Source organism: Rothia sp. P6271 (assembly GCF_048512995.1).
GTDB lineage: Bacteria > Actinomycetota > Actinomycetes > Actinomycetales > Micrococcaceae > Rothia.
Genome location: NZ_JBLXXV010000001.1, coordinates 152,441 through 177,026, shown reverse-complemented (window position 1 = coordinate 177,026; position 24,586 = coordinate 152,441). Strand labels below are relative to the sequence as shown.

Genomic DNA, 24,586 nt, shown 5'->3' with positions numbered 1-24,586 from the left:
TCTTTGCCAAGGAAACCGCTAGACTAGATAACGTGTTTGTACTTGCTTTAGATTCATCCGCTACCGCATCTGTCGCCCTCGGCCAATGGACTGCCGATGGGGTCAAGCTCTTAGCCCAGCGTAAAACCTCAGATACTCGTTCACATGCTGAAGTCATGGCTCCATATGTGCACCAAACCTTAGAACAAGCTCACGTCAAAGCTGAAAACCTTGATGCTGTGCTCGTCGGCAGAGGACCGGGACCTTTTACGGGGTTACGTGCTGGAATCATGACAGCTCGAGTACTCAGCTTCGCTCACCATATTCGGTGCTACGGTCTCATGAGCCTGTACGCTATCGCAGAATCAGCATATGAACATGCCCAAAAACACCAATATCATCGCTTTTTCGTCGCTACTGATGCCCGACGTAGAGAAGTCTATTCAGCAGAATTTGAACTGACCGCTTGCGGGTATCAGCTATGCGGTGAACCAACGGTGGGGTCTGCTCAAAACCTTAAAAATCTGCCAGTCTACGGTGCTGGTGCCGGACTATACTCTAACCTTCTTAACGCTGTTCCTGAGTTTACTCAATCTCAGCCCGACGCTATTGACTTACTACAAGCTGCATGGCGTCTGGGAGAACAGCGTCTAGAAACAGAAACGAGTGCACTCTATTTACGTGAATCTGATGCAAAAGTTCCTCAGTCTATGGTGGCGTTAGGAACCGCCTAATGAACCAGACGAGAACCGCCTCAGATGGCTCAGCTGTGGTACTAAGAGAATTAGAACTTGTTGATATCGAACAAATACATCGGTTAGAGTGCGAACTCTTCCCCGTAGATGCTTGGCCGATAGAAATGTTCTTAGCAGAAGTACAACATCCGACTCGTTACTACATCGTGTTAGAACAAGACCACAAAATTATTGGGTATGCCGGAGTTATGACCGTAGCTGATACTGCTGACATCCAGACCTTAGCTATTTGTCCGTCCAAAAGACGTTGCGGTTACGGCGCCTGGCTTTTAGAAACCTTGCATGAACAAGCCTGCGCTCGGGGGGCACAACGTGTCATGTTAGAAGTACGAGCCGACAATCCTGCTGCTCAAAACTTATATGTAGCTCAAGGGTATTTACCCGTACACCGTCGCGAACGATACTATAACGATGGCGTAGACGCTCTGATAATGATGAAAGACCTCGAAGCCGTCGAACCTCTCCAAGAAGAAAAGCATCATGACCAATAGCATAGAACCTCTTGTACTAGGAATTGAATCATCCTGTGACGAAACAGGAATTGGTATTGTACGAGGAACAACTCTCCTGAGCAATACGGTTTCTTCATCCATGGAAGAACATGTCCGCTTCGGGGGAGTCATTCCAGAAATTGCCTCTCGCGCCCACCTCGAAGCAATGATTCCAGCAATACAGCAAGCTCTTGACGAAGCTCAAGTGGGTTTAGACGAAATAGACGCTATTGCTGTTACTGCAGGGCCAGGTCTTGCTGGGGCTCTTATCGTGGGGGTCTGTGCCGCTAAAGCGTTAGCTGCTGCTATCGGTAAACCCCTATACGGTATTAACCACCTCGTCGCTCATGTTGGTGTCGGACTGCTTGACCAACCAACCGGCACACTCCAGCTCGAACAGCTCTGTGAACGCGGTCTTGGAGCGCTCCTTGTCTCTGGCGGGCACACCGAAATTCTTGCTGTACACAACATCACCTCGAATGTTCGTCTTCTCGGCGCTACCCTCGATGACGCGGCGGGGGAAGCCTACGATAAAGTAGCCAGACTTTTAGGTCTTAACTATCCTGGCGGTCCCGCTATTGACCAAGCTAGTCGTTCTGGCAATCCTCAGGCTTTCCGATTCCCACGTGGACTTTCTGCTCGAAAATTTATGGGGACAGCCGAGGCGCCTGGACCCCACCGTTACGATTTTTCTTTCTCCGGTCTCAAAACAGCCGTTGCGCGAGTTATTGAAGGATATCAAGCACGCGAAGAAAGCGTCCCTGTTGCCGACATTGCTGCTTCTTTCCAAGAATCAGTAGTAGACGTCATCACCCACAAAGCTTTATTAGCATGTACTGAACAAGGGCTAGAAACATTGCTCTTAGGCGGTGGAGTTGCTGCAAACTCACAGCTACGAGAACTTCTTGCTCAACGTTGCGCCGAACATTCGGTAGAACTAATCGTTCCTGAACTGTCTTTATGCACTGATAACGGGGCGATGGTAGCGGCATTAGGGGCACGTCTCGTTGCGGAGGGGATAAAACCTTCTCCTCTAGAGTTCGAGACAGACTCCTCCTTACCTGTGCAGATCATTTCAGTGTAAGAATCTATGCTTGAATGCCACCCGATGCAGAATCCCGTATTCGTTGAGCTACTAAATCTTTGACTACTGCACGTAAATTACCCCCTGAAGACTGAGCAACATGACGTTGTCTGGCACTATTTCCTCCAGAACTTATAATCGTCTCAAGATGCTTTAGTTCTTCAGTGCACCCTAAATCGTGCGCAATAGGGTAGAGCCTATCGATGAGCTCTTGTAGGTCTTCTTGTATATGGCGTTCATCATTGCGATTATTTTGAATAATAATAGCGTCCAAACCATAGCGTGCCGCACGCCATTTGTTCTCTTGAACATGCCAAGGCTTGAGGGCTTCTATTCTTTCTCCCTTATCAAGCTTTCGTGAGAAAGATTCAACAAGACATTGGGTTAACGCTGCGATAGCAGCAATATCTTTGAGCGAAGACAACCCATCGCAAATACGCATCTCCACGGTGCCATAATGTGGTACTGGGCGAATATCCCAACGGTTTTCGCTCGGATCATCGATGACCCCTGTATGGAGCATATCTTGTAGGTAATCTTCATAATCTTCCCAACTCTCGAAGTGGAAAGGGAGTCCTGCTGTTGGAAGCTGCTGAAACATTAAAGCTCTTTGGCTGGCATAACCAGTATCTACTCCTTCCCAAAAAGGGGAAGAAGCTGATAAGGCAAGTAGATGAGGGTAATAGGTGGTGAGCCCGTCGATAATAGGTAATGCTTTGTCTCGAGAATTGACGCCAACATGTACATGAACACCATAAATAACCATCTGTCGCCCCCAATATTGGGTACGGTCTAGCATCTTGAGATAGCGTTCTTTGGAAGCTACTGGCTGGTCAAGACTACGTGAGAATGGGTGTGTTCCGGCAGAGAAGAACTCTATCCCTAACTCGTCAGTTATCTGTTGAAGAGCCAATGCTCCTTGACGTAACTGTTCTATGGCTTCTGCCACGGTTGTGCAAACTCCGGTGACAAGTTCTAGCGTATTATCGAGGAACTCTCCCGTGAGGTGAGGGCCCTGAGCACTGTCCAATAATTCGGGGTTTTTTTGCTGTACTAGTGCTAGCACTTCTTGCGCTCGAGAGCATAGCTCTTGTGTTTGAGCGTCGACAAGGGCAAGCTCCCACTCTACCCCTAATGTGGATGGTGCGGACGGCGCGAAGGGAATCATCGTTCTCCTACCTGTGATGGTGTTTTTCCATGGTAGGTCAGAAAAGACGGATTACGTACTTATGACGTCATAAAGGTGAGACAGCCAACGCTAATCGTCGAGAAGTTTTACCTTCTCCAATACGCGTTAAAATGAGTGTTCCATGGTGCCCTTTCCCCGATTTTTTGGTATTTTTTTGGGCTCCAAGGAGTTTGATACGTAGCTGTTCAGGAGAAATATCTACTCCCCGTTTTTTAATGGTGAGTGTCGTGATGCTATTTTCACGTACCCAGCGTTTGAGATGTTTGTCGTTAATCGGGAGTATCTGTTCTACACGGTATCCTTTAACGCCTCGTATCTGCAGAGGATGTGAACTTGTCAGATACGCAATATGTTCGTCAATAAGTTCTGCGTCGGTGGTACGAATAATTTCGCTGAGAAGATGCGCACGAATTAAAGCACCGTCTGGCTCATAAATATATTCTTTGACCTCATACAGCGGTTCAGATGCTTGTTGCTGGCTGTGAGATTCATGGTAAGGGCTAGAAACCTCAGTGACAACTGACGGCTCAAAAGGGTCACTATCAAGGACGAGCGCGCTTCTTTTAACGTGAGGTCGTGCTAACGCGTTAAACCACAGCACGACTTCAACAACAGACCCATGATGGCTAATCCACTGTGCTTCACATTCTTCAGGTATTTGATCGTGGGGGATAGCTGGCCCCATTTTGACGCCCATGGCGATTCCTGTTTGTGCTAATTCTCGGATGAATGATAGAGGTGGAGAAAAATCTTCTGCGTCAAAAGTCCGTGATTGTGTTTTACCCTGTTGAACTGTTCTTCGTGCCGGATCAAGCCATAACGCATCAATAGGGCGACCAAATATATGAGGAAGTGCCTTTAGCTCGAGTTGTTGCACATCTGCGCACAAAACCTGTGCTGTTGGAAAATCAGCAAGATTATATTGGGCGTAACTAGCTGTTTGCTCGTCGATGTCTACGGCAGTAACGGCTAACCCTGCTTGAGCGAAACAGAGTGCGTCAGCACCAATACCACACCCCAAATCTGCAACAGAATGAACTTTCGCTTGTACAAAACGTTGTGCATGTACCATCGCGACAGCTTGGCGCGTAGCCTGCTCATATCCAGCTTCGCTGAGAAGCATGTGATGAGCTCTATCCCCAAATTTTTCGGAAGCTTTCGTTCTATTTTTTGCTTGAGCTAAAATCCTGCGAACACTTTCTGCACTGAAACCTTGTGCCCGTAATTGTGTTGCATAATTGAGAGCTTGACTCGTATGGTAAGGGACGAATTGGGCAATTGCTTCTAACTCTTCTTGAGTTTCTTCAACTGCTGGTGCCGGATGTACAGAGGTGCTCATAGTCGTCAGTGTCCTTATATTGGGCTAGAACTCATATTATAGATGCGCTGTGTGCGAAACTGGCGGGTTTTCTTGACCTTCTCTAGGGTACGGCTCTAAAGTTTGTGTTAGCACTTAAGAGCTGACAGTGCTAATTATTCTTGAAGAAGTATCGGCACCGCGACGACGACACTTTCTCAAAAGCACCATTTAGCTCAAACATCAGAAATGTTAAAAGAACATCAAGGAGCAAAAATGTCCTCCATCAAACCACTCGAAGACCGCGTAGTCGTCCAGATTCTCGAAGCAGAACAGACCACCGCATCCGGACTTGTTATCCCTGATACCGCTAAAGAGAAGCCACAGGAAGCAAAAGTTATCGCAGTTGGTCCAGGACGTACCGACGAAAAAGGCAACCGCATCCCCGTAGACGTAGCAGAAGGCGATATCGTCATCTTCTCCAAATACGGCGGAACCGAAGTATCCTTCGGCGGAGCAGACTACCTCATTCTCTCCGCACGCGACGTATTGGCTATCGTCAACAAATAATCTTTTCCGCACACAATACAAAGGAGCTAAGAATTCATGGCAAAACAGCTTGAATTCAATGATGCAGCTCGTAAGAGTCTGCAAGCTGGTGTGGATAAACTCGCAAACGCTGTCAAAGTGACGTTGGGCCCTCGCGGGCGCAACGTCGTCCTTGACAAGCAGTGGGGCGCACCTATCATTACTAATGACGGTGTATCTATCGCTCGTGAAATTGAACTAGAAGACCCATACGAAAACCTTGGCGCTCAACTCGCCAAAGAAGTCGCCACCAAAACAAACGATGTAGCAGGTGACGGTACAACTACTGCAACCGTACTCGCTCAAGCGCTTGTTTCTGAAGGTCTGCGTAACGTCACCTCTGGTGCCGCACCAGGAGAAGTCAAACGAGGCATTGAAACCGCCGTTCGCGCTGTCTCCCAACGGCTACTCGAAAATGCCAGAGACGTTCAAGGCGAAGAAGTCGCACACGTAGCGGCTATCTCAGCACAGTCCCCAGAAATTGGTGAACTTCTCGCCCAAGCTTTCGACAAAGTCGGACAAGACGGCGTCATCACCATCGAAGACGGTTCAACCACAGAAATTGAACTGGAAATTACCGAAGGTATGCAATTCGACAAAGGCTACCTCTCACCATCATTCGTCACCGACTCTGATCGTGCAGAAGCAGTCCTCGAAGATAGCTTAATCCTGCTCTACCAAGGCAAAATCTCAACAGTCGCTGAGATTATGCCACTGCTAGAAAAAATTGTTCAGGCAAAAAAGCCACTGACCATCATCGCAGAAGACGTAGACGGAGAAGCTCTTAGCACCCTCGTCGTCAATAAGCTTCGAGGAAACCTCAACGTCGTTGCCGTCAAAGCTCCTGGCTTCGGAGACCGCCGCAAAGCAATTATGCAAGATCTTGCAATTCTTACCGGCGGCACTGTGATCACCGGAGAACTCGGTATCTCCCTTGACTCAGTTACCCTTGACCAGCTTGGCTCAGCACGACGTATCACCGTCACTAAAAACAACACCACCATCGTTGAAGGTGCCGGAACCTCTGCAGACGTCGCTGAACGAGTCAGCCAACTCCGCGCAGAAATTGAGCGAGTCGACTCCGAATGGGACCGTGAAAAGCTCAAAGAACGCCTAGCAAAACTTGCCGGTGGCGTTGGCGTCATCAAAGTTGGTGCAGCAACCGAGGTCGAAGCAAAAGAACGTAAACACCGTATTGAAGACGCAGTGTCCTCAACCCGTGCAGCCCTTGAAGAAGGCATCGTCGCAGGCGGAGGAACAGCTCTCGTGCATGCGTTAGCAGCACTTGAAGGTATGACACTTGAGTCAAAAGACGCTCAAACCGGTGTTGAAATCGTCAAGAAAGCACTCGTCCAACCTCTACGCTGGATTGCTCAAAACGCAGGCGAAGATGGATACGTTGTCACCAGCAAAGTAGCTCAACTACCTGTTGGCTCTGGCTTTAACGCACGTACCGGCGACTATGAAGACCTCATCGCTGCTGGTGTTATTGACCCCGTCAAAGTAACACGCTCAGCACTAGAGAACGCTTCATCCATTGCCGCATTGGTACTGACAACCGAAACCCTCGTCGTCGAGAAACCAGAAACAGAGGACGAAGAAGAGAAATAAAATATTTTCTTCTCAGAACCTCTAACGGTACAGAAGAGCTTGTTTTAGCCTCCCGTATAGGGACTAAAACAGGCTCTTCTGGCCTCAAAAAGAACTTGTGTTTGCTCACAGTAGGCTTCGAAAAAATACTATTTAGGCAGACAATCGACTCCAGTTCCGGTAACGTTCAAAGGTCAGCACTCTCGTCAATCAGATATACACACAGAAAGAGAACTCTTTCATGGTTGCGCAAACACACACCAAATACCCGTTGAATAGGCGGTGGCTTAAAACCCAAGGTTTTCGCCCCGAAATTCAAGGCCTACGCGCATTAGCTCTCTTCCTCGTTGTCACCTACCACATCTGGTTCGGCAAAGTTTCTGGAGGCGTCGACGTCTTCCTCTTCATCTCCGCCTTCCTCCTCTCCCTCTCAACCTTACGTAAAATCAATGAGGGAAGACCGCTGGCCCTCATCAAATACTGGTTACACGTTTTTCAACGCTTACTGCCGGCTGCTGCCACCGTCATCGCAGGAACAGTAATCGCCGCATGGTTCTTCCTGTCCCCATCACGAATCATGGGCATCATCCACGATGGTATAGCTGCACTTTTTTACTTTCTCAACTGGCGTTTAGCATATAATTCAGTAGACTATTACGCCCAAGACGCAGCCACCAAAACACCTCTACAACACTTCTGGTCGCTGTCCATGCAAGGACAGATTTTTATCCTCTGGCCAATCCTCTTCTTCTGCGTCGCATTACTCGTCCGCCGCTTCCGCCTCAACCTCATCGGAACAGCCCTCCTAGTATTCGGTACCGTCTGGGGAATCTCTCTCGCATTTTCTATCTATGAAACTGCAACAAACCAAGGCTTCGCATATTTTGATACCCGCACCCGAGCCTGGGAATTTGCTACCGGAACGCTCCTTGCCATAGTGACCTTCTACTGGAAACCTCCACAATGGCTTCGCATCCCCATGGGATGGGTTGGCGTTGCCGGACTCATCCTCTGCGGGCTCATCCTGCCAGTACAAGAAGCCTTCCCCGGATACCTTGCACTCTGGCCCGTTACTTGTGGCGCCCTCGTCATCCTTGCCGGACAAACAAACTCCCCATGGGGTGTAGACCGAATTCTCAGCTCCACACCACTACTAAAACTCGGTGAAATTTCCTACGCTCTGTACCTCGTACACTGGCCGGTCTACATTATCTACTCAACTCGCGCTCGCGTGGACCACCCCAATTTTTTGGTCGGTTCTTTGCTCATCATTAGCTCGATAGTCATTTCCACCATCATTCACTATGGAATTGAAGAACCTCTACGACGTACTCCCACCGTTAAAAAACATGCGGTACCGAAACCTCATCGTGGAATGAAAAAACTTCTCTCCGATGCTACTACTCGCCCAATAGCTATTATTCTGAGCTGCTTCATGCTTGTTGGTGTTCCTCTCGTGGGCGCTAAAGCGTGGGTTCACCATCGTAACAATCAGCTCGAAGCTCTTGCCGGAGCTGCTGGAAGCCCCGACTTTCCTGGGGCGCATGCCTACAATGAGGCTTCTACTCATTACAAGTATCCGCCTATTCCTACTACCGACCCCGAAAAACAATACGATGGTATCGACCCGAACGGTTGTGGCGGTCTTATTGGAGGAGACAGGGGAGTCATCAGCTCACTCTGCGGACTTGAACAGAACTCCTCTAAGGCAGATAGTCCTTTAGTGATGGTTATTGGGTCTTCGCATGCTGGACAATCTATTGCGTTCTATAGACCGTGGGCTCAAGAGCACCAAATAAACCTTATGGATTTACATCTTGGCGCGTGTCGTTATCCTTTGGAAGCAGAACCGAACCCTAACGAAGAATGCGAAGAATACAACGCTAATATTCGTCAGCTCGTACTTGATGTTCACCCTGAGGCCGTCGCTTTGCTCGTAACACAGACAGACGCGCATCACTCGGAGATTCTCGTGCCCGGTATCGAAGAAGAAATTGAAGCATACACTCGAGCAGGGATACAGGTTTTTGCGTTACGTGATAATCCTCGATGGGCTGATAATATTTATGATTGCGCTCAGACTCATCCAGAAGATCCTACGTTTTGTGGAGAAAAGCGGGAACAAAAGCTTGCAGATATTAATCCTGCCCAAGAACTCGTAGACCGCAATCCCTTGGTTTATGGTCTTGATTTTTCGGAACAATATTGCCCCTATGGTTTTTGTTCTCCTATTTTTGGCAACGTCTATGTGTACATGGACGATAACCATATTTCTCGTGCGTACGGTTCTACTTTGGATCAAGAACTCAACCAACAGCTACAAGAACAAGGGTTTAGCCTCGGACGTACCTAAACTACATATTTATCGCGTTAAACACTAATCACGGGGTGAACCTCACTCCTACCATGTTGTCGGTTATCACGAAGAGAAAATTACTTACCTGTGGCACCAAAAGAACGTCGATTTAGACCGGAGATTCAAGGGTTACGCGCTTTTGCTGTGACCTTGGTCGTTGCCTACCATTTTTGGCTCGGACGAGTTTCGGGAGGGGTGGACGTTTTCCTCCTCATCTCCGCTTTTTTGATGACGCTTTCATTCACTCGGAAACTAGAAACAGGTCAGCCAATCGGTTTTAAAGCCCTCAAAGACTACTGGGCACGTACTTTTAAACGTATTATGCCTTTGGCTACGGCAACTGTTCTACTAGTGCTGATTGGGACACGGTTTTTTCTGCCTGCGCCACGGTGGCAAGGGATTATGGATGAAGCCGTTTCAGTCGTTTTTTATTATGAAAACTGGTGGTCCATCAACAACTTGGTGGATTATTATGCTGCTGATTCTTCACAGGCTTCACCGTTACGCCATTTCTGGTCGCTATCAGTTCAAGGGCAAATATTTCTTCTATGGCCCTTACTCTTTGCTCTGAGCTGGGTCATTTACCGTATGATAGGGCGACGGTTCGCTCGCGGTATTCTAGCAACTCTTTTTGGTGCTGTTTTTCTTGCTTCATTGACGTACTCGGTCTATTACACACATCTTGACCAACAGCTTGCATATTTTTCTACGTACACTCGCCTTTGGGAATTTGCCTTAGGTTCTTTGGTTGCTATCGGGCTGCCGTATCTTCGCTTCCCTTCAGTCATCAAAATAATGGTGGGTTGGATGGGCCTTCTCGCAATAGTATTATGTGGCCTTATCCTAGATGTTGAAGGTAATTTCCCTGGGTATTATGCCTTGTGGCCCACTTTAGCAGCCGCTGGTGTACTGGTTAGCGGAGATAGTGCAAGCCGATGGGGTGTGGAGCGTTTACTCTCCCTCAAACCTTTACTATGGCTTGCGACATATTCTTATGGGCTTTATCTCATCCACTGGCCTCTTCTTGTGTTTTACCTCTACACCGTCGACCAAGAAAAGGCCAGTACCAGCGCTGGAATCATACTCTTTGCAGTATCGTTGGGATGCGCTTGGATTCTTACTCAGGCGAATAAAAAATTCTTAACATGTGCTCAGCGTTTCGACGGCAATGCACGTTTTTCTGTCCTGATTGTTGGATGCTGTATGACCGTTGTCCTCGTAAGTACAACATTATGGAACGTTGTTTTAGAACGTGCAGAACAACGCCTGAACGCTCAACCTATAGTCGATAACCCTGGTGCCCTTGCCCTTGAAGCAGGTTTTATTTACGAAGGTGAAGAAAATGCTGGTATTCGCCCTAGCTCTGCTGACCGTTTCGACGACCGTCCCCTCTATAACACCTCTTGTGCGCCGAGCCTTCTAGAAACATACCATTTTGAAAAATGGAACTGTCATCAGCTGACAACTTCTGAAGAGCCCACACGCCGAGTCATCGCTGTTGGAAACTCTCATATGGATCAGTGGGGCGATCCGCTTATCTCACTAGCAACACAAGAAAATTGGGATCTTCAATTCCTACAATTTAACGACTGCTACCTACTCGACCCTGCCCGTAATACAACAAATCAAGGATGCCAACGCTGGATTGAGAACTCACAACGCTATATCGATGAGCAAAAACCTGACCTCGTCATCACCATTGGAACAATCTCCGTGTACGAAGGCTCAGGGGAGTACGTCCCTGACGGGCTAGAAGAGTTTATTGAACATCTTGAGCACGAAGGTATTGAGATTGTTGCTCTTCGGGATAACCCTCGTTTTGAATCAACTCATGCAGATTGTGAGACACGAACCCATCAGCTCTGCACCTTCGACTCAGAACTTGCTCAACAATCTAACCCCTTAGAAGAATACGCAGCACGATACCCTAACTTCGGCACTGTCGATATGACAGACCTGATTTGCCCCAACGCAGAGTGCCCTTCTGCTGTCGGTAACGTGTACGTATATCGTGATGATTCACATCTAACACAAACATTCGTCGTCTCTGCAGAAAATTTCTTCATTCAACGGATGCTTGAAACGCTTGAAGGTACTGAACACACCGATACGGTTGATGAATCTTCGGTACCAGAATATTCAGATACATAAACTCGGTAAGCTCATCAGGTACAGAAAATATTGAATCGGTGAGACGTATACCCTTTTTATCGTGGAACTATTAGGGTTCACACCCTCTGGGGTTTACTATTAACAATTGGATAACCTCTTTTTCTCTTTCTTATCAGAGAATAACTCCCACAACCGAAAGGTCCGATTCGTTCATGGCTACGCCCACCGCATTGTCTGAAGATCCTTTTGGCTTCACCGGCCTCACCTACGACGACGTTCTTCTGCTACCAGGTAATACCGACGTCAATCCTGCAGATGCTGATACCTCCACAAAATTATCGAAGCGTATCACCCTGAACACTCCTATTATTTCTGCTGCGATGGACACCGTCACTGAATCGGATATGGCTATTGCAATGGCTCGTCTGGGTGGACTGGGCGTACTACACCGTAATCTTTCCATTGAGGACCAAGCTACTCACGTAGACCGCGTTAAACGTAGCGAGTCTGGAATGATTACTAATCCCGCAACCATCGGGCCGGAAGCAACTATCGAAGAATTTGATGCCGTATGCGGACACTTCCGAGTTTCTGGACTTCCCGTCGTCGACGAAAACGGTATTTTGGTCGGTATCATCACCAACCGTGATATCCGTTATTTACCCGAAGCTGAATACTCACAGCGCACTGTTCGCGAGATTATGTCCCCTATGCCACTAATCACCGGCTATGAGGGGATGTCCAAAGAAGAAGCCTACAACCTATTAGCTTCTAACAAGATTGAAAAGCTGCCTCTTGTTGATCAAAACGGAAAATTGACCGGTTTGATCACAGTCAAAGACTTTATCAAAACAGAACAGTACCCTCGCGCCACCAAAGACGACGAAGGCCGTCTTCGCGTTGGTGCGGCTGTTGGATTCTTTGGTGACGGCTACGAACGAGCTATGACCTTAGTAGAAGCTGGCGTTGATGCACTCTTTATCGATACCGCTAACGGACACTCACAAGGCGTACTCGATATGATTGCCCGTCTTAAAAAAGATTCTGCTGCCGACCACGTCGATATCATCGGCGGACAGGCAGCAACCCGCGCTGGTGCACAAGCCATTATTGACGCTGGAGCAGACGGCGTTAAAGTTGGTGTTGGTCCTGGTTCTATTTGCACTACTCGCATTATCGCTGGTGTAGGTGTCCCGCAGGTAACAGCCATTAACGAAGCTGCTAAGGCTGCTATTCCGGCAGGCGTTCCTTTGATTGCTGACGGCGGTATGCAACATTCCGGTGAAATCGGTAAAGCCCTTGTTGCTGGTGCTGATTCTGTGATGATGGGGTCGATGCTTGCCGGCACCGCAGAATCTCCTGGCGACCTAATTTTTGTTGATGGCAAACAATTCAAAGCATACCGAGGTATGGGGTCCTTAGGCGCAATGGTTTCTCGTGGACGCCACAAGTCTTACTCGAAAGACCGTTATTTCCAAGCGGATGTTTCTTCTGAAGAGAAACTTATCCCTGAAGGTATTGAAGGACGTGTTCCTTTCCGCGGTCGTGTCGGCTCTGTTTTGCATCAGCTTGAAGGCGGTCTACGTCAGACAATGTTCTATGTTGGTGCTCGCACCATTGAAGAATTGAAATATGAGGGTAAGTTTGTGCGTATAACCCCCGCAGGACTCAAAGAGTCTCACCCTCATGACATTATGATGACGGTCGAAGCACCAAACTACCGTCGCTAAATCATTCGGCGTGGTATACCCCATAAGCGTTATGCGCTTGCTGGGGTATTGCCTCTAACGAAAGGAACGAACCATGTCCGATATCGAAATTGGTTTATCAAAACGGGCTCGTCGCACCTATAAGCTCGACGATGTTGCTCTAGTACCTTCTCGTCGTACTCGCGACCCTGAAGACGTGAGTACTTCATGGCGTATTGACGCTTTTACCTTTGAGACGCCTCTCATTGGTGCACCGATGGATTCGGTGATGTCTCCACAAACCGCCATCGCACTTGGACGTTTGGGCGGATTAGGCGTTTTAAACCTTGAAGGATTGTGGACTCGCTATGAGAACCCTCAACCTTATTTGGATGAGATTACTTCTTTAGAGCTTAACGATCCTGTTGCTGCTACTCGCCGCATGCAAGAAATCTATGCTGAGCCTATTAAAGCTGAGCTGATTACTAAACGCCTTTCAGAAATTCGTGATTCTGGTGTTATCGTTGCAGGCTCTTTGACTCCTCAACATACTCAAGAGTTCTACGAAACTGTTGTTAACGCTGGGGTCGATATTTTTGTGATTCGCGGGACTACTGTTTCTGCTGAACACGTTTCAGAAAACCGTGAACCTCTCGACCTTAAAAAGTTTATTTACGAACTTGACGTTCCGGTGATTGTTGGTGGTGTAGCTGGGTATACTCCAGCGTTGCACCTGATGAGAACAGGTGCGGCAGGTGTTCTTGTTGGGTTTGGTGGAGGCTCATCGATGACCACTCGACGTGGTCTAGGCATTCAAGCATCTATGGCAACAGCTATTGCTGATGTGGCAGCTGCACGTTCTCGTTACCTTGATGAATCTGGCGGACGGTACGTACACGTCATTGCTGATGGAGAACTTGGACGTTCAGGGGACCTCGTTAAAGCTCTTGCTCTTGGCGCAGATGCTGCGATGATTGGTGCACCTCTCGCACGCGCAAGTGAAGCACCTGGCCGCGGACTCTACTGGGGCAATGAGGCTCATTCAGTGAACTTCCCTCGAGGTATTCGCACAAACCTCGGTACGGTTGGTACTCTCGAAGAAGTCTTGTATGGTCCTTCCCACCACGTTGATGGAACATCTAACATTGTTGGTGCTTTGCGACGGGCCATGGCAACATGCGGTTTTACCGATGTGAAATCTTTCCAACGAAGCGAATTAGTCTTAGCTGATTAACCAATGAGCCCCTGAGCCAAAGGGTTACCTCAGTAAAGGCATGGTCAGTCTTAAAGAAAGCTCTGATATCACCGATAGTGACGGTGGTGTCAGAGCTTTTTGATATCAAACGTTATAGGGTAGATATCGTGTTGAAATTAGCTTTTACTCCTCGATGGATTGCCAGTTTACTTCTGGTGATTGCCTTGAGTACGGGTTTTGTGATGCTCAGCCACTGGCAGCTTTCCTCTGCAACTTGGGGCCAACGCACTGCTGATCCTACTAAAGAAATCGTGCAGCCTTGGGAAAAATTTCTTTCAGCACATGAGCCTTTAACGATTGAGAATTCTGACCATATGGTGCAAGTGACTGGACACTATGTTCCTGACTCTTCTTACCTTGTCGCCGATAAACTGAATGAAGGACGTCAAGGGTTCTGGATAGTGAGCGCTTTTATCCCCGAGAAAACGCATTCAACAGATTCTGAGTCTCGAGCTATTGCTATTGCGAGAGCGTGGAGCGCCAATGACGTTCTTGACGTAGAACCTCAGGGTACGTTAACCGTTATTGGTCGTATCGTATCTAACGACGCTCCTTACTATTCTCGAGATGTTGCACAAAAATACTCTGCTGAGCAGATAGCTTCACACCGTATTATTGGTAGCGCAGCTAGCGCTCAACTGACAAACCTATGGGATAGACCTCTCTACGGTGCGATTATCACAGCCGACGCAGAGATACCGCAGGGGAACCCTCTTCCTCTTGACGCTGACGGAAGGCTACTACCTTCAGCTACAATTTTGGGTCAGAATCAAGACGTCCATGGTGTGAGAGCTTCTCAAGTTACCCATGAAGACGTGAACTGGTTAAACATTTTTTATGCGTTGGAGTGGCTTGTTTTTGCTGGTTTTGCGTTCTTCCTCTGGTGGCGGATGCTTAAAGACTCTTATGAAAAAGCTCAAGACCCTGCTGAATATTTTGAATATGAGGGGCAGTATTGGTTGGATGAAGACTCTGGACGATACTATTACTGGGACCCAGGCGCAGAACAATATTACTTTTTTGATGATATTTCGCAGCAACAGATAACAGAAGAAAGAACGAATAAACATGCATCATAATGATTCGCCACAGCAGAAACCTCAAGAACGTCAAGACGGTAAAAAAGTGGTGCTTACCGGTCAAGGTACTGCTGACGGTAAGGGCGGTTTTACTATTCGCAAAAAATTCGGAGGAACAGAAGCACAAATTCGCTCTTCCCTGAACTTTTATAAATGGTGCGCATGGATTTCTGGTACGTTCCTGCTTTTACTGGTTCTCGAGATGATTACTCGTTATGTTTTCCGTTTTGACCTTGTGATGGGCGCTCAAGACGCACATACCGGTCAGAGTGTCCCTCTGGGCTTATTGAACCTTGAAACAGATAACTTGGTGGGAGGAATTAACATCTCAACATGGATTCTGATTATCCACGGATGGTTCTATGTCGTATATCTTTTCTCCTGTTTCCGCCTATGGCTTTTGATGCGTTGGGCACTACCACAGCTTATTGTGATGGCATTAGGCGGTGTCGTTCCTTTCCTATCATTTATTGTGGAGAGCCGTATTCACCGTGAGACTTTAGCGTTACTGCGGGCAAATCCGCAAGCCACAAAACGCTACTAACACTTCAATACCGGTAGTGATAAATATTCCCTTTGCTCTTGTCCGGATAGATTATTGCCGGTATCTGAGCATTGTGTTTTAGAATGAAGATATATTCTTCGCTTTTTCTGCCTTCTCGGTGAAAAAGTTCCCCATATCAACTGTTAAGGTGACTCGTGACCAACACATCTCATACGGAGCTAGAACAGCGTCCAGTTTTGGTGGTTGACTACGGTGCTCAGTACGCGCAGCTTATTGCTCGTCGTGTTCGTGAAGCCGGTGTTTATTCCGAAATTGTTCCGCATACTATGCCAACCGAGCAGATTCTAGCTAAGAACCCAGCTGCTCTTGTTCTTTCTGGCGGTCCTTCTTCGGTGTATGCAGAAGGCGCTCCTAAGGGCGATATCGCACTCTTCGAATCGGGTGTTCCCATTTTCGGTATTTGCTATGGCTTCCAGGTGATGGCACAGACCCTTGGCGGCACTGTTGCTCAGACCGGTCTTCGCGAATACGGTGCAACTGATGCATCTGTCTGTGCTGAAAACTCCTCCTTCCTCACCGGAACTCCCACAACTCAAAACGTCTGGATGTCCCACGGAGACTCTGTATCACAAGCACCTGAGGGCTTTACCGTACTTGCGCAGACACCTGGCGCTTCTGTGGCGGCGATGGTGGATGAAGACCGTAAACTCGGCGGTGTCCAATGGCACCCCGAAGTAAAACACTCTGATTATGGTCAGGTTGCGCTTGAGAACTTCCTCTTCAACATTGCAGGACTAAAAAAGACTTGGTCTACCGGCAACATCATCGAAGAGCAAGTAGCGAAGATTCGTGAGCAGGTTGGTAAAGATCGCGTTATTTGCGCTTTATCCGGTGGCGTTGATTCATCCGTGGCTGCGGCGCTTGTCCATAAAGCGGTAGGCGACCAACTGACTTGTTTCTTTATTGATCATGGACTCTTACGACAGGGTGAACGCGAACAAGTCGAAAATGACTATGCTAGCACCATGGGTATTAAGGTCATCACTATCGATGAATCTGAACGCTTCCTCAACGCTCTTGCTGGTGTCAGCGACCCTGAAACGAAGCGTAAAGCCATCGGTCGTGAGTTCATTCGTTCTTTTGAAGCTGCACAGCGTCAACTGATTGAACAAGCACAAGACGACGGTAGCGATATTAAATTCTTGGTACAGGGAACTCTTTACCCCGATGTCGTTGAATCAGGTGGGGGAGAAGGCACCGCAAATATTAAGTCTCACCATAACGTAGGCGGTTTACCTGAAGACATGACCTTTGAACTGGTCGAACCTTTACGTACCCTCTTCAAAGATGAGGTTCGTGCTATCGGCCGTGAGCTGGGTGTTCCCGAAAAGATTGTGGCTCGTCAACCCTTCCCCGGCCCCGGTTTAGGTATCCGTGTTGTTGGTGAAGTAACATACGAGAATTTAGAGATTCTACGTGCGGCAGACGCTATTGCTCGTGAAGAGCTAACAAATGCTGGCCTTGACGATGAAATCTGGCAGTGCCCGGTTGTGCTGCTTGCCGATGTTCGTTCTGTCGGCGTGCAAGGTGACGGCCGTACCTATGGTCACCCCATCGTGCTACGCCCCGTATCCTCCGAAGATGCTATGACCGCTGACTGGTCCCGTCTACCGTATGACGTATTAGCGAAAATCTCGAACCGTATCACCAACGAAGTCTCTGAAGTGAACCGTGTCGTTCTGGACGTTACCTCAAAGCCTCCAGGAACTATTGAATGGGAATAAATACCTAAAAGATGTCCCTTAAACCCCTGACACTATGAGGTTTGAGGGACATCTTGTTTTAACTACAAGATGATGTAGCGCAATTAAAATAAACGCTACGACGGGCTCAAGAAGAGAAAGAACAGATGAAGAACAACGACTTTAAAGACATTATTTTTAATAGAAAATCTATTAAAGTATTTGACGAAAACGTGAAAATACCTCGTGAAGAAATGCTCGAAATGATCGATGAAGCAGTAAAAGCTCCATCCTCAGTTAACCTTCAACCTTGGCGATTCGTTATTGTCGAAAGCCAAGAAGGTAAAGACCTTTTACGTCCACTAATAAGATTTAACACCCGACAAAACGATACATCCTCAGCGATGATCGTCATTTTCGGTGATATGAAATGCTATGAAAAAGCTGAAGACATTTATTCTCGCGCCGTAGAACAACAACTTATGCCTGAGTCAGTGAAAAATCAGCTGATGGAATTGTTTATGCCCAGATACGAAAATGCACCACAACAGGTCATGAACGATATCGTCAAAATAGACTCTAGCTTGGCGGCAATGCAACTGATGCTTGTGGCGCGAGCTCACGGCTACGATACAAACCCTATCGGTGGTTTTGAAGATGACTTAATTGCAGAAGCCTTAGGTATGGATAAAGAACAGTACGTTCCCGTACTCATCGTAGCAATCGGAAAAGCCGCATATGAGGCTCATCCAAGTATGAGACTAAAAGCAGAAGAAATTACACGTTTTCACTAGAGACTTTCTTCGCCCAAGACATCACTATTAACAGCTTCTTTGACCTCAGAGAAAGATAACCACTGCTTCATAAAATATCGTGGTGTGAAGAAAATTCTTCACCCCACGATATTTTTAACGGGTTTAGTATTGCACTACAGGAAGATAAAAATGCGTTCCATAGTGAGTGCGTTAATATAACCCAAATATTCGTTTTAAAATTTTCCGCTATAAGGCATTCACGCGATACATCTTCGACTCATAAGGACGTAATGTTTGACGCATATCGTCCTCATAATTCGAAAGCACTAATTCGCCTTGATCTAGTAGCCCATATTCACGAGTGAGCTGTTGATCGGTAAAATTCGAGATAACAAGCAGCTTAGAACCATCTTGTGCATGACGCTCATAGGCATAAACCTGAGCGTCCTCAACATCAAGAGGAACAAAATCTGCATACACAAGAAGGTCTTTGAGCTCACCGCGGCGCAACTGAATGAGCTTTTGATAGTGGTAGAACAAAGAGCATTGATCTTCGAGCGCGCTAGCAGCGTTAATCTCGCGGTAATTAGGGTTAAGTTTAATCCATGGTTCTACGGCGCTAAAGCCTGCGTTATCGCTTGCATCCCATTGCACGGGGGTTCTCGCGTTATCTCGTCCTTTAGCGTAGATGAGTTCCATACACTCGTCGTGGCTAAGGTTGCCACGTTCTACGACCATATCTTCGTAGAGATTCAACGAATCGAGATCTCGATAGTCGTTAATCTCTTCAAATTGGACGTTTGTCATACCGAACTCTTCCCCCTGGTAGATATAGGGGGTGCCCTGCATACCGTGAAGAGTTGTCGCTAACATTTTGCCTGAGAGCACACGCCATTGTGGTGAATCATCACCGAAGCGAGAAATCAGTCGAGGCTGGTCATGGTTATTCCAGTACAATGATCCCCAAGCTCGTCCTTGTAATGTGGTCTGCCACATATTAAGAACTTCTTTAAGGTCAACGAGGTCGTAGGGTTTGATAGACCATTTACCCATACCGGTGGCGGGGTCTGTATCTACACCCATATGCTCAAAATGGAAAATCATGTTGAGCTCTTCAGTATCAAAACCAGCGAATTGTACAGCGTCTTCTGCTGAGGTTTGAGACATCTCTCCGACGGTCATTACATCATAATTCGCTGCGGTTTTGAGATTAAGTTCGTGCATCCACTGATGCACTTTGGTACCGTTTTTGACCACGAACGGGATAGATGAACCATGCTTATCGAAGTCAATATTGGGGTCATCTGGTAGCCCCTCTGGTTTAGAGATGATGTTGATAGCGTCGAGGCGGAAACCGTCGAGCCCTTTATCGAGCCACCAGTTAATCATGGTGTAGATTTCTTCACGAACCTTTTCATTCTCCCAGTTCAAGTCGGGCTGTTTCTTGGAGAAGATGTGTAGATACCATTGATCGGTGTGTTCATCGTATTCCCAAGCGCGCCCCCCAAATTCTGAGCCCCAGTTGTTTGGAGGTAGTGGGTTGCCGTCTTCGTCAATACCTGAAGAGTCACGCCAATAGTAGTAATCACGGTAGGGGTTCTCTCGGCTAGAGCGAGATTGCTTAAACCACTCGTGTTCATCTGATGTGTGGTTGACGACAATATCTAAGAGAATCTTAATACCGAGGCTATGGGCGGTCTCAACGAGAGTATCAAAATCTTCCATGGTGCCAAATTCATCCATAATGCCCTGATAATCGGAGATGTCATACCCCATGTCGTCGTTGGGGGAAGAAAACATCGGGCAAAGCCAGATGACGTTAATTCCTAGTTGTGCAAGGTATGGAAGACGTTGTGTAATACCGGGAAGATCGCCGATACCGTCATGATTAGAGTCTTGGAAAGAACGTGGCCAAATCTGGTATACGACAGCTTCTTTCCACCAAGTACGTGCTGCTGAACTCATGGAGAACTCCTTAAGGATAAGTGGGTGATGGTTGGGGGACTGTGGAACAGGTTGAATGTTAGAGAGCTATCTCTACGAGAACTCCAGAATGATCAGAGATAGCTTCTGGAGTGTTATCGGCAAAGACTACTCGGTGGCGTAGTACTGGAGCGTTCAATCCCTTGGTCAGGATGAAATCAATACGTTTAGCCTCCGTCGAGTTTTCCCATCCTGCAATATTTTTATGAACGGTGTATTTTCCATCGACATGAGCGGCTTGGGAATAGGTGTCGTGCCAACCGGCTTGAAGTATTTGAGCGTATCCTTCTGCCTGAACATTCGCATCATTATTAAAATCTCCAGCAAGAATGATAGGTGTATTCTGAGCGAAGATATGAAGCTGATGATTCAGTGACGAAAAATCATGCTGGAATAGTTGTTGGCCATCTCGCTCCCACCAATTCATATGTGCACTTGATACCCAGAGGTCTTGGTTTTTAACGTGGATACGTGCTGTTAGCGCGCAACGACGGTACACATTTTTATAGTCGTATTGGGGGTCGCTCATGTGTATGGTGTGTAATTCGATGAAAGGATGCTTGCTCAAGAGCGCTACACCTTCGTCGTAGATTCCCCATCCTTCGTGGGACTCTGCCCAGCTCCAGTAATAGGTTCTTCCGTCTTCTTGGAGGAATTGTGACAGTAAGAGCGCAAAGTTATCAAAGGTGATAGGGCGTTCTGTGAGTGGGCTATATAAATGGTCTGTCTCAACAAAAGGTGCTTTGATGAGCTGGTTGACCTCTTGTAATGCGATAACGTCGATATCTTCTGCCAAGATGAAGTCTGCGAGGACTCGTATCTTGTGGAGTTGATGAAGCTCTAGCCAGCTATGTGTATTAAGCGTCAAAATCTTCAAGAGCTAAAACCTTTGGTGTGTTTGGGTACGGTCTTATGAAAAATCCTAAAAGTACTTTTGACGAAAAGCGATAGTTTTTATAACTCAGCGAGAGGAACTTTTTCCATCTCATGGAATTTCTTTCCAGTTTCTGAAAAACGTACCAGAAGTGCTTCTTCTCTCAAAGAAGTATGTTTTTAGCGTACTAATACACATATAGTGTGGTGTAAAACAAACACATCCATTACATATACATTCAATTACGGTGAAAGGGATTCTCTAATGATGGAGAAAATCCAGAGGTTCGGCTCGGCAATGCTTGCCCCCGTCCTCCTCTTTGCTTTTGCTGGTCTTGTCGTTGGCATCGCAATTATCTGCAAGAACGAGCAACTTCTTGGCTCAATCGCTGCTGAAGGCACTGGCTGGTACAACTTCTGGTCTGTATGGGAGTCTGGCGCATGGACTGTCTTCAACCAGATGGAACTACTCTTCGTCTTGGGTCTGCCCATCGCATTAGCAAAGACCGCTAATGCTCGTGCAGTACTTGAAGCTGCGATGGTATACCTGACCTTCAATTACTTCATCGCAACAATTCTTTCTATTTGGGGCCCTGCCTTCAACGTTGATTATGATGTTGATCTTTCCCAAGGTGCAGCTGGCACTGGCTTGAAGATGATTGCCGGTATTAAGACTCTCGATACTGGTATCTTCGGCGCTATTATCATTTCTGCTATTGTCGTGTGGCTTCACAACCGTTATTTCGACACTAAGCTCCCCGACTTCCTCGGTATTTTCCAAGGAACACAATGGGTATATGCTCTTGGCTTCTTCTTGATGATGCCGGTAGCCTTAGTGTTCTGCCTTGTCTGGCCTTCCGTTCAGCATGCAATTGGTTCTATGCAAGGGTTCTTCCTGAGCACCGGCGTCTTTGGTGTTTGGCTGTACACCTTCCTTGAGCGTATTTTGATTCCTACGGGCTTGCACCATTTCATTTATACCCCCTTTATTTTTGGCCCAGCAGTGGTTCCTGACGGAATTATCAAGCACTGGGTAGCACACCTTAACGAGTACTCCCAGTCTTCTGCACCGTTGAATGAACTTTTCCCCGGTGGCGGATTTGCACTTCACGGTAACTCGAAAGTCTTTGCTCCTATCGGTATTGCTGCCGCATTCTACGTCACAGCACGTAAAGAGAAGAGAAAAGAACTCATGACGCTATTGGTTCCTGTCTGCCTCACCGCGATGCTGATCGGCATTACAGAGCCTCTAGAATTTACCTTCTTGTTCCTTGCTCCTCCTCTGTTCTTGGTACACGCAATTCTTGCGGCGACCATGTCTGCAACCATGTACTTCTTCGGACTATCCGGCAACATGGGCGGCGGCTTAATCGACTTCGTCTTCCAAAACTGGGTTCCCTTGTGGGCAAATCACTGGCCAACCTATGTTGCTCAAATCGTGATTGGTCTGTGCTTCACTGCGTTGTACTTCTTCATCTTCCGTTTCTTGATTATCAAATTCAATTTCAAGACTCCTGGCCGTGAAGAAGACGGAAAAGAAGCTAAGTTGTACTCTAAAGCTGAGTACCGCCAAGCGAAGAAAGAAGGAACTCTTAAAGCTTCTGCTGAAGAATCAACGGTAGCTGTTACTACTGATTCTTATACTCAGCGTGCAACAGACTTCTTAGCACTCTTAGGCGGGGCTTCAAACATCACTTCCGTCAACAACTGTGCTACGCGTCTGCGCGTTTCGGTAGAGAACCCAGAACTTGTAGGTTCTGAAGCAGATTTCAAATCTGCTGGTGCCCTTGGCCTTGTCAATAAGGGTAAAGCCTTACAGATTATTGTTGGGATGGACGTCCCACAGGTTCGAGACCGTTTCGAGACCATGGTGAACGAACCATCATAAAGAGAACACGTCATATGACATTCTCTTGAGATGAGGAAGGCTCCTGAACCGAATACGCATGTATTATCTAGAGATAGGTACATCATCTTTCGGCTCAGGAGCCTTCGTGGATCTTCAGACAATAGTTAACGCGCATCAGCATCACCTCAGCAATACTGAACGTGAAATTCTTGCCTTCATGTTAACGCATGAAGAATTTGTTGCAGAGTCGACTATTAACTCTTTAGCGCATCGTACGTATACGTCTACTTCGAGTATTATTCGGCTGACCAAAAAACTGAACTTCTCAGGTTTTACAGAGCTAAAGTATTTCATCAAAAACTCGTTGAATACGGCCTCTGAACGTCCTGTAGACTTTGTGAGCTCCGGCGTTGAAGACATTATGAAGACTCTTGAAACACTTCAAAACACCGATTTAGAAGATATTTTGAGCCATATTCATCGTGCCCGTACCGTGTATTGTTTTGGTACCGGATACGCTCAACGAAACGCTATTCAAGAGTTTTCTAAATCTTTATTAGTATGCGGAAAATTTGCGCATGTTATTCCTGCTAAAAATGAATTTGCTGGAAGTATTTCGAGTATGACCACCGACGACCTCGTCATCGTGGTATCGCTCTCTGGTAATACGGAATCTGTACAAGAAACAATCAAGGCTCTTTCCTCACGCAAGATTCCGATGCTTGCAATTACAGCTCAAAGTCTGAACTACATTTCATCTCATGCAACCTATTCTTTACGTTATGAAGCAACTCCCACTCATGTTGGTGACCATAGCAAACACCCCTATCATTCTTTTGTTGCGTTGAGCGTTCTACTAGACTATATCGTTCGGCAATACATGAATTTCTTAGACACCGAGGACCAATAGTGAATAGTATTCTGTACCGGCTTAACGACCCAGACTCCACCAAAAAATACCTATTTTGGTATTGGATTATTTCTCCACTGTGCTATTTTCTATACACCTTTTTACTTAGCTCCCAAACGCAGCTACCTCTTGAAGAAGTCCTCAACGCACCTCTAATTGCACTAACTTTTCTTATCGCCTGCATGACTATCCTCTTAGCAGGTCTCCTTAACCTCATCAAAGATGAGGGCGACTACGTTGAACGTAATTTTGGGATTTTCGCTATGGTTCAGCAACTTCTTGTGGGAAACCTCTTGGGCGTTCTCCTCGCCTTTTTCTTTACCCGCTCTCGTTGGGGTGTTCCCTCTGCCGCATGCTCTACACCTCAACGATGGATTCTTTGGGGAGGAATGGCACTCATCTCCGTTTTAACAGTTTTAGTGATGATTTCTTATTGGAACCTGTCGATGGCTTAACTCCTGAGGGCCTTGACCCGTATGATGGATAACTAGAGTAAAACCGCACCC

General features: G+C 47.1%; 20 protein-coding genes. 16 read left to right on the top strand and 4 right to left on the bottom strand.

Annotated elements, in window-relative coordinates; genetic code table 11:
* The first annotated feature begins 32 nt into the window (after positions 1-32).
* The 3 genes from tsaB to tsaD are packed head-to-tail and all read left to right on the top strand — an operon-like array spanning position 33 to position 2,309.
* Positions 33-713 (top strand): tRNA (adenosine(37)-N6)-threonylcarbamoyltransferase complex dimerization subunit type 1 TsaB, encoded by a 681-nt coding sequence (gene tsaB / locus ACN08X_RS00770; RefSeq protein WP_419107641.1) that lies wholly within the window; start codon positions 33-35, stop codon positions 711-713.
* Complete coding sequence (gene rimI, locus ACN08X_RS00765) at positions 713-1,225, top strand: ribosomal protein S18-alanine N-acetyltransferase (RefSeq protein WP_419107640.1); 513 nt, start codon at positions 713-715, stop codon at positions 1,223-1,225. Before tsaB ends, rimI begins: the two co-directional genes overlap by 1 nt.
* Positions 1,215-2,309: a tRNA (adenosine(37)-N6)-threonylcarbamoyltransferase complex transferase subunit TsaD gene (tsaD, locus tag ACN08X_RS00760; RefSeq protein ID WP_419107639.1), complete on the top strand. Its 1,095-nt coding sequence runs from the start codon at positions 1,215-1,217 to the stop codon at positions 2,307-2,309. Before rimI ends, tsaD begins: the two co-directional genes overlap by 11 nt.
* A 4-nt stretch (positions 2,310-2,313) precedes the next feature.
* Here the strand turns inward: tsaD and ACN08X_RS00755 are convergent, their stop codons facing one another.
* Positions 2,314-3,477 (bottom strand): glutamate--cysteine ligase, encoded by a 1,164-nt coding sequence (locus ACN08X_RS00755; protein WP_419107638.1) that lies wholly within the window; start codon positions 3,475-3,477, stop codon positions 2,314-2,316.
* Between the two features lie 67 nt (positions 3,478-3,544).
* Complete coding sequence (locus tag ACN08X_RS00750) at positions 3,545-4,837, bottom strand: THUMP-like domain-containing protein (protein ID WP_419107637.1); 1,293 nt, start codon at positions 4,835-4,837, stop codon at positions 3,545-3,547.
* Positions 4,838-5,071: 234 nt separating this feature from the next.
* On the opposite strand from ACN08X_RS00750, the gene groES reads away from it, so the two are divergent.
* The 10 genes from groES (at position 5,072) to ACN08X_RS00700 (ending at position 18,504) form a co-directional block, all read left to right on the top strand.
* Positions 5,072-5,365 carry a co-chaperone GroES gene (gene groES, locus ACN08X_RS00745; RefSeq protein ID WP_419100822.1) on the top strand — a complete coding sequence of 98 codons (294 nt, stop codon included), beginning with the start codon at positions 5,072-5,074 and terminating at the stop codon, positions 5,363-5,365.
* A gap of 36 nt (positions 5,366-5,401) precedes the next feature.
* A complete protein-coding gene (groL, locus tag ACN08X_RS00740; RefSeq protein WP_419100821.1) occupies positions 5,402-6,994 on the top strand; it encodes a chaperonin GroEL in 1,593 nt (530 codons plus the stop codon).
* A 220-nt stretch (positions 6,995-7,214) separates the two neighbouring features.
* Positions 7,215-9,326 (top strand): acyltransferase family protein, encoded by a 2,112-nt coding sequence (locus ACN08X_RS00735; RefSeq protein WP_419107636.1) that lies wholly within the window; start codon positions 7,215-7,217, stop codon positions 9,324-9,326.
* A 90-nt stretch (positions 9,327-9,416) separates the two neighbouring features.
* Positions 9,417-11,480, top strand: a complete 2,064-nt coding sequence (locus tag ACN08X_RS00730) for an acyltransferase family protein (RefSeq protein WP_419107635.1) — start codon at positions 9,417-9,419, stop codon at positions 11,478-11,480.
* Between the two features lie 173 nt (positions 11,481-11,653).
* Entirely contained in the window at positions 11,654-13,171 is a 1,518-nt protein-coding gene (gene guaB, locus ACN08X_RS00725) for an IMP dehydrogenase (protein WP_419100818.1), read from the top strand.
* Between the two features lie 73 nt (positions 13,172-13,244).
* Complete coding sequence (locus ACN08X_RS00720; RefSeq protein WP_419100817.1) at positions 13,245-14,363, top strand: GuaB3 family IMP dehydrogenase-related protein; 1,119 nt, start codon at positions 13,245-13,247, stop codon at positions 14,361-14,363.
* 86 nt (positions 14,364-14,449) lie between these two features.
* Entirely contained in the window at positions 14,450-15,463 is a 1,014-nt protein-coding gene (locus tag ACN08X_RS00715) for an SURF1 family protein (protein WP_419107634.1), read from the top strand.
* Positions 15,453-16,007, top strand: coding sequence for a DUF3817 domain-containing protein (locus ACN08X_RS00710; protein WP_419100815.1), 555 nt, complete (start codon positions 15,453-15,455; stop codon positions 16,005-16,007). Before ACN08X_RS00715 ends, ACN08X_RS00710 begins: the two co-directional genes overlap by 11 nt.
* A gap of 155 nt (positions 16,008-16,162) precedes the next feature.
* The gene (gene guaA, locus ACN08X_RS00705) at positions 16,163-17,752 is read left to right on the top strand and encodes a glutamine-hydrolyzing GMP synthase (RefSeq protein ID WP_419100814.1); all 1,590 of its coding nucleotides are present in this window, start codon (positions 16,163-16,165) and stop codon (positions 17,750-17,752) included.
* Between the two features lie 125 nt (positions 17,753-17,877).
* Positions 17,878-18,504: a nitroreductase family protein gene (locus tag ACN08X_RS00700; protein ID WP_419105596.1), complete on the top strand. Its 627-nt coding sequence runs from the start codon at positions 17,878-17,880 to the stop codon at positions 18,502-18,504.
* 207 nt (positions 18,505-18,711) lie between these two features.
* Here ACN08X_RS00700 and ACN08X_RS00695 read toward each other — a convergent pair whose 3' ends face one another.
* Together ACN08X_RS00695 and ACN08X_RS00690 are read right to left on the bottom strand one after the other, a co-directional pair.
* Positions 18,712-20,430 carry an alpha-glucosidase gene (locus tag ACN08X_RS00695; protein ID WP_419107633.1) on the bottom strand — a complete coding sequence of 573 codons (1,719 nt, stop codon included), beginning with the start codon at positions 20,428-20,430 and terminating at the stop codon, positions 18,712-18,714.
* A gap of 58 nt (positions 20,431-20,488) precedes the next feature.
* Entirely contained in the window at positions 20,489-21,325 is an 837-nt protein-coding gene (locus ACN08X_RS00690) for an endonuclease/exonuclease/phosphatase family protein (protein ID WP_419107632.1), read from the bottom strand.
* Between the two features lie 261 nt (positions 21,326-21,586).
* On the opposite strand from ACN08X_RS00690, the gene ACN08X_RS00685 reads away from it, so the two are divergent.
* From ACN08X_RS00685 to ACN08X_RS00675, 3 genes are all read left to right on the top strand, one after another.
* Positions 21,587-23,209 carry an alpha-glucoside-specific PTS transporter subunit IIBC gene (locus tag ACN08X_RS00685; protein ID WP_419107631.1) on the top strand — a complete coding sequence of 541 codons (1,623 nt, stop codon included), beginning with the start codon at positions 21,587-21,589 and terminating at the stop codon, positions 23,207-23,209.
* 106 nt (positions 23,210-23,315) lie between these two features.
* A complete protein-coding gene (locus ACN08X_RS00680) occupies positions 23,316-24,080 on the top strand; it encodes a MurR/RpiR family transcriptional regulator (RefSeq protein WP_419107630.1) in 765 nt (254 codons plus the stop codon).
* A complete protein-coding gene (locus ACN08X_RS00675) occupies positions 24,080-24,535 on the top strand; it encodes a hypothetical protein (RefSeq protein WP_419107629.1) in 456 nt (151 codons plus the stop codon). The genes ACN08X_RS00680 and ACN08X_RS00675 overlap by 1 nt, the downstream gene beginning before the upstream one ends.
* Positions 24,536-24,586 lie beyond the last annotated feature (51 nt).

Coding starts and splice junctions, on each gene's coding strand:
- groES (WP_419100822.1), top strand. CDS start 5,072: ATGTCCTCCATCAAACCACTCGAAGACCGCGTAGTCGTCCAGATTCTC.
- ACN08X_RS00720 (WP_419100817.1), top strand. CDS start 13,245: ATGTCCGATATCGAAATTGGTTTATCAAAACGGGCTCGTCGCACCTAT.
- ACN08X_RS00750 (WP_419107637.1), bottom strand. CDS start 4,837: ATGAGCACCTCTGTACATCCGGCACCAGCAGTTGAAGAAACTCAAGAA.
- tsaD (WP_419107639.1), top strand. CDS start 1,215: ATGACCAATAGCATAGAACCTCTTGTACTAGGAATTGAATCATCCTGT.
- ACN08X_RS00755 (WP_419107638.1), bottom strand. CDS start 3,477: ATGATTCCCTTCGCGCCGTCCGCACCATCCACATTAGGGGTAGAGTGG.
- rimI (WP_419107640.1), top strand. CDS start 713: ATGAACCAGACGAGAACCGCCTCAGATGGCTCAGCTGTGGTACTAAGA.
- ACN08X_RS00735 (WP_419107636.1), top strand. CDS start 7,215: ATGGTTGCGCAAACACACACCAAATACCCGTTGAATAGGCGGTGGCTT.
- guaB (WP_419100818.1), top strand. CDS start 11,654: ATGGCTACGCCCACCGCATTGTCTGAAGATCCTTTTGGCTTCACCGGC.
- groL (WP_419100821.1), top strand. CDS start 5,402: ATGGCAAAACAGCTTGAATTCAATGATGCAGCTCGTAAGAGTCTGCAA.
- ACN08X_RS00700 (WP_419105596.1), top strand. CDS start 17,878: ATGAAGAACAACGACTTTAAAGACATTATTTTTAATAGAAAATCTATT.
- ACN08X_RS00710 (WP_419100815.1), top strand. CDS start 15,453: ATGCATCATAATGATTCGCCACAGCAGAAACCTCAAGAACGTCAAGAC.
- ACN08X_RS00685 (WP_419107631.1), top strand. CDS start 21,587: ATGATGGAGAAAATCCAGAGGTTCGGCTCGGCAATGCTTGCCCCCGTC.
- ACN08X_RS00695 (WP_419107633.1), bottom strand. CDS start 20,430: ATGAGTTCAGCAGCACGTACTTGGTGGAAAGAAGCTGTCGTATACCAG.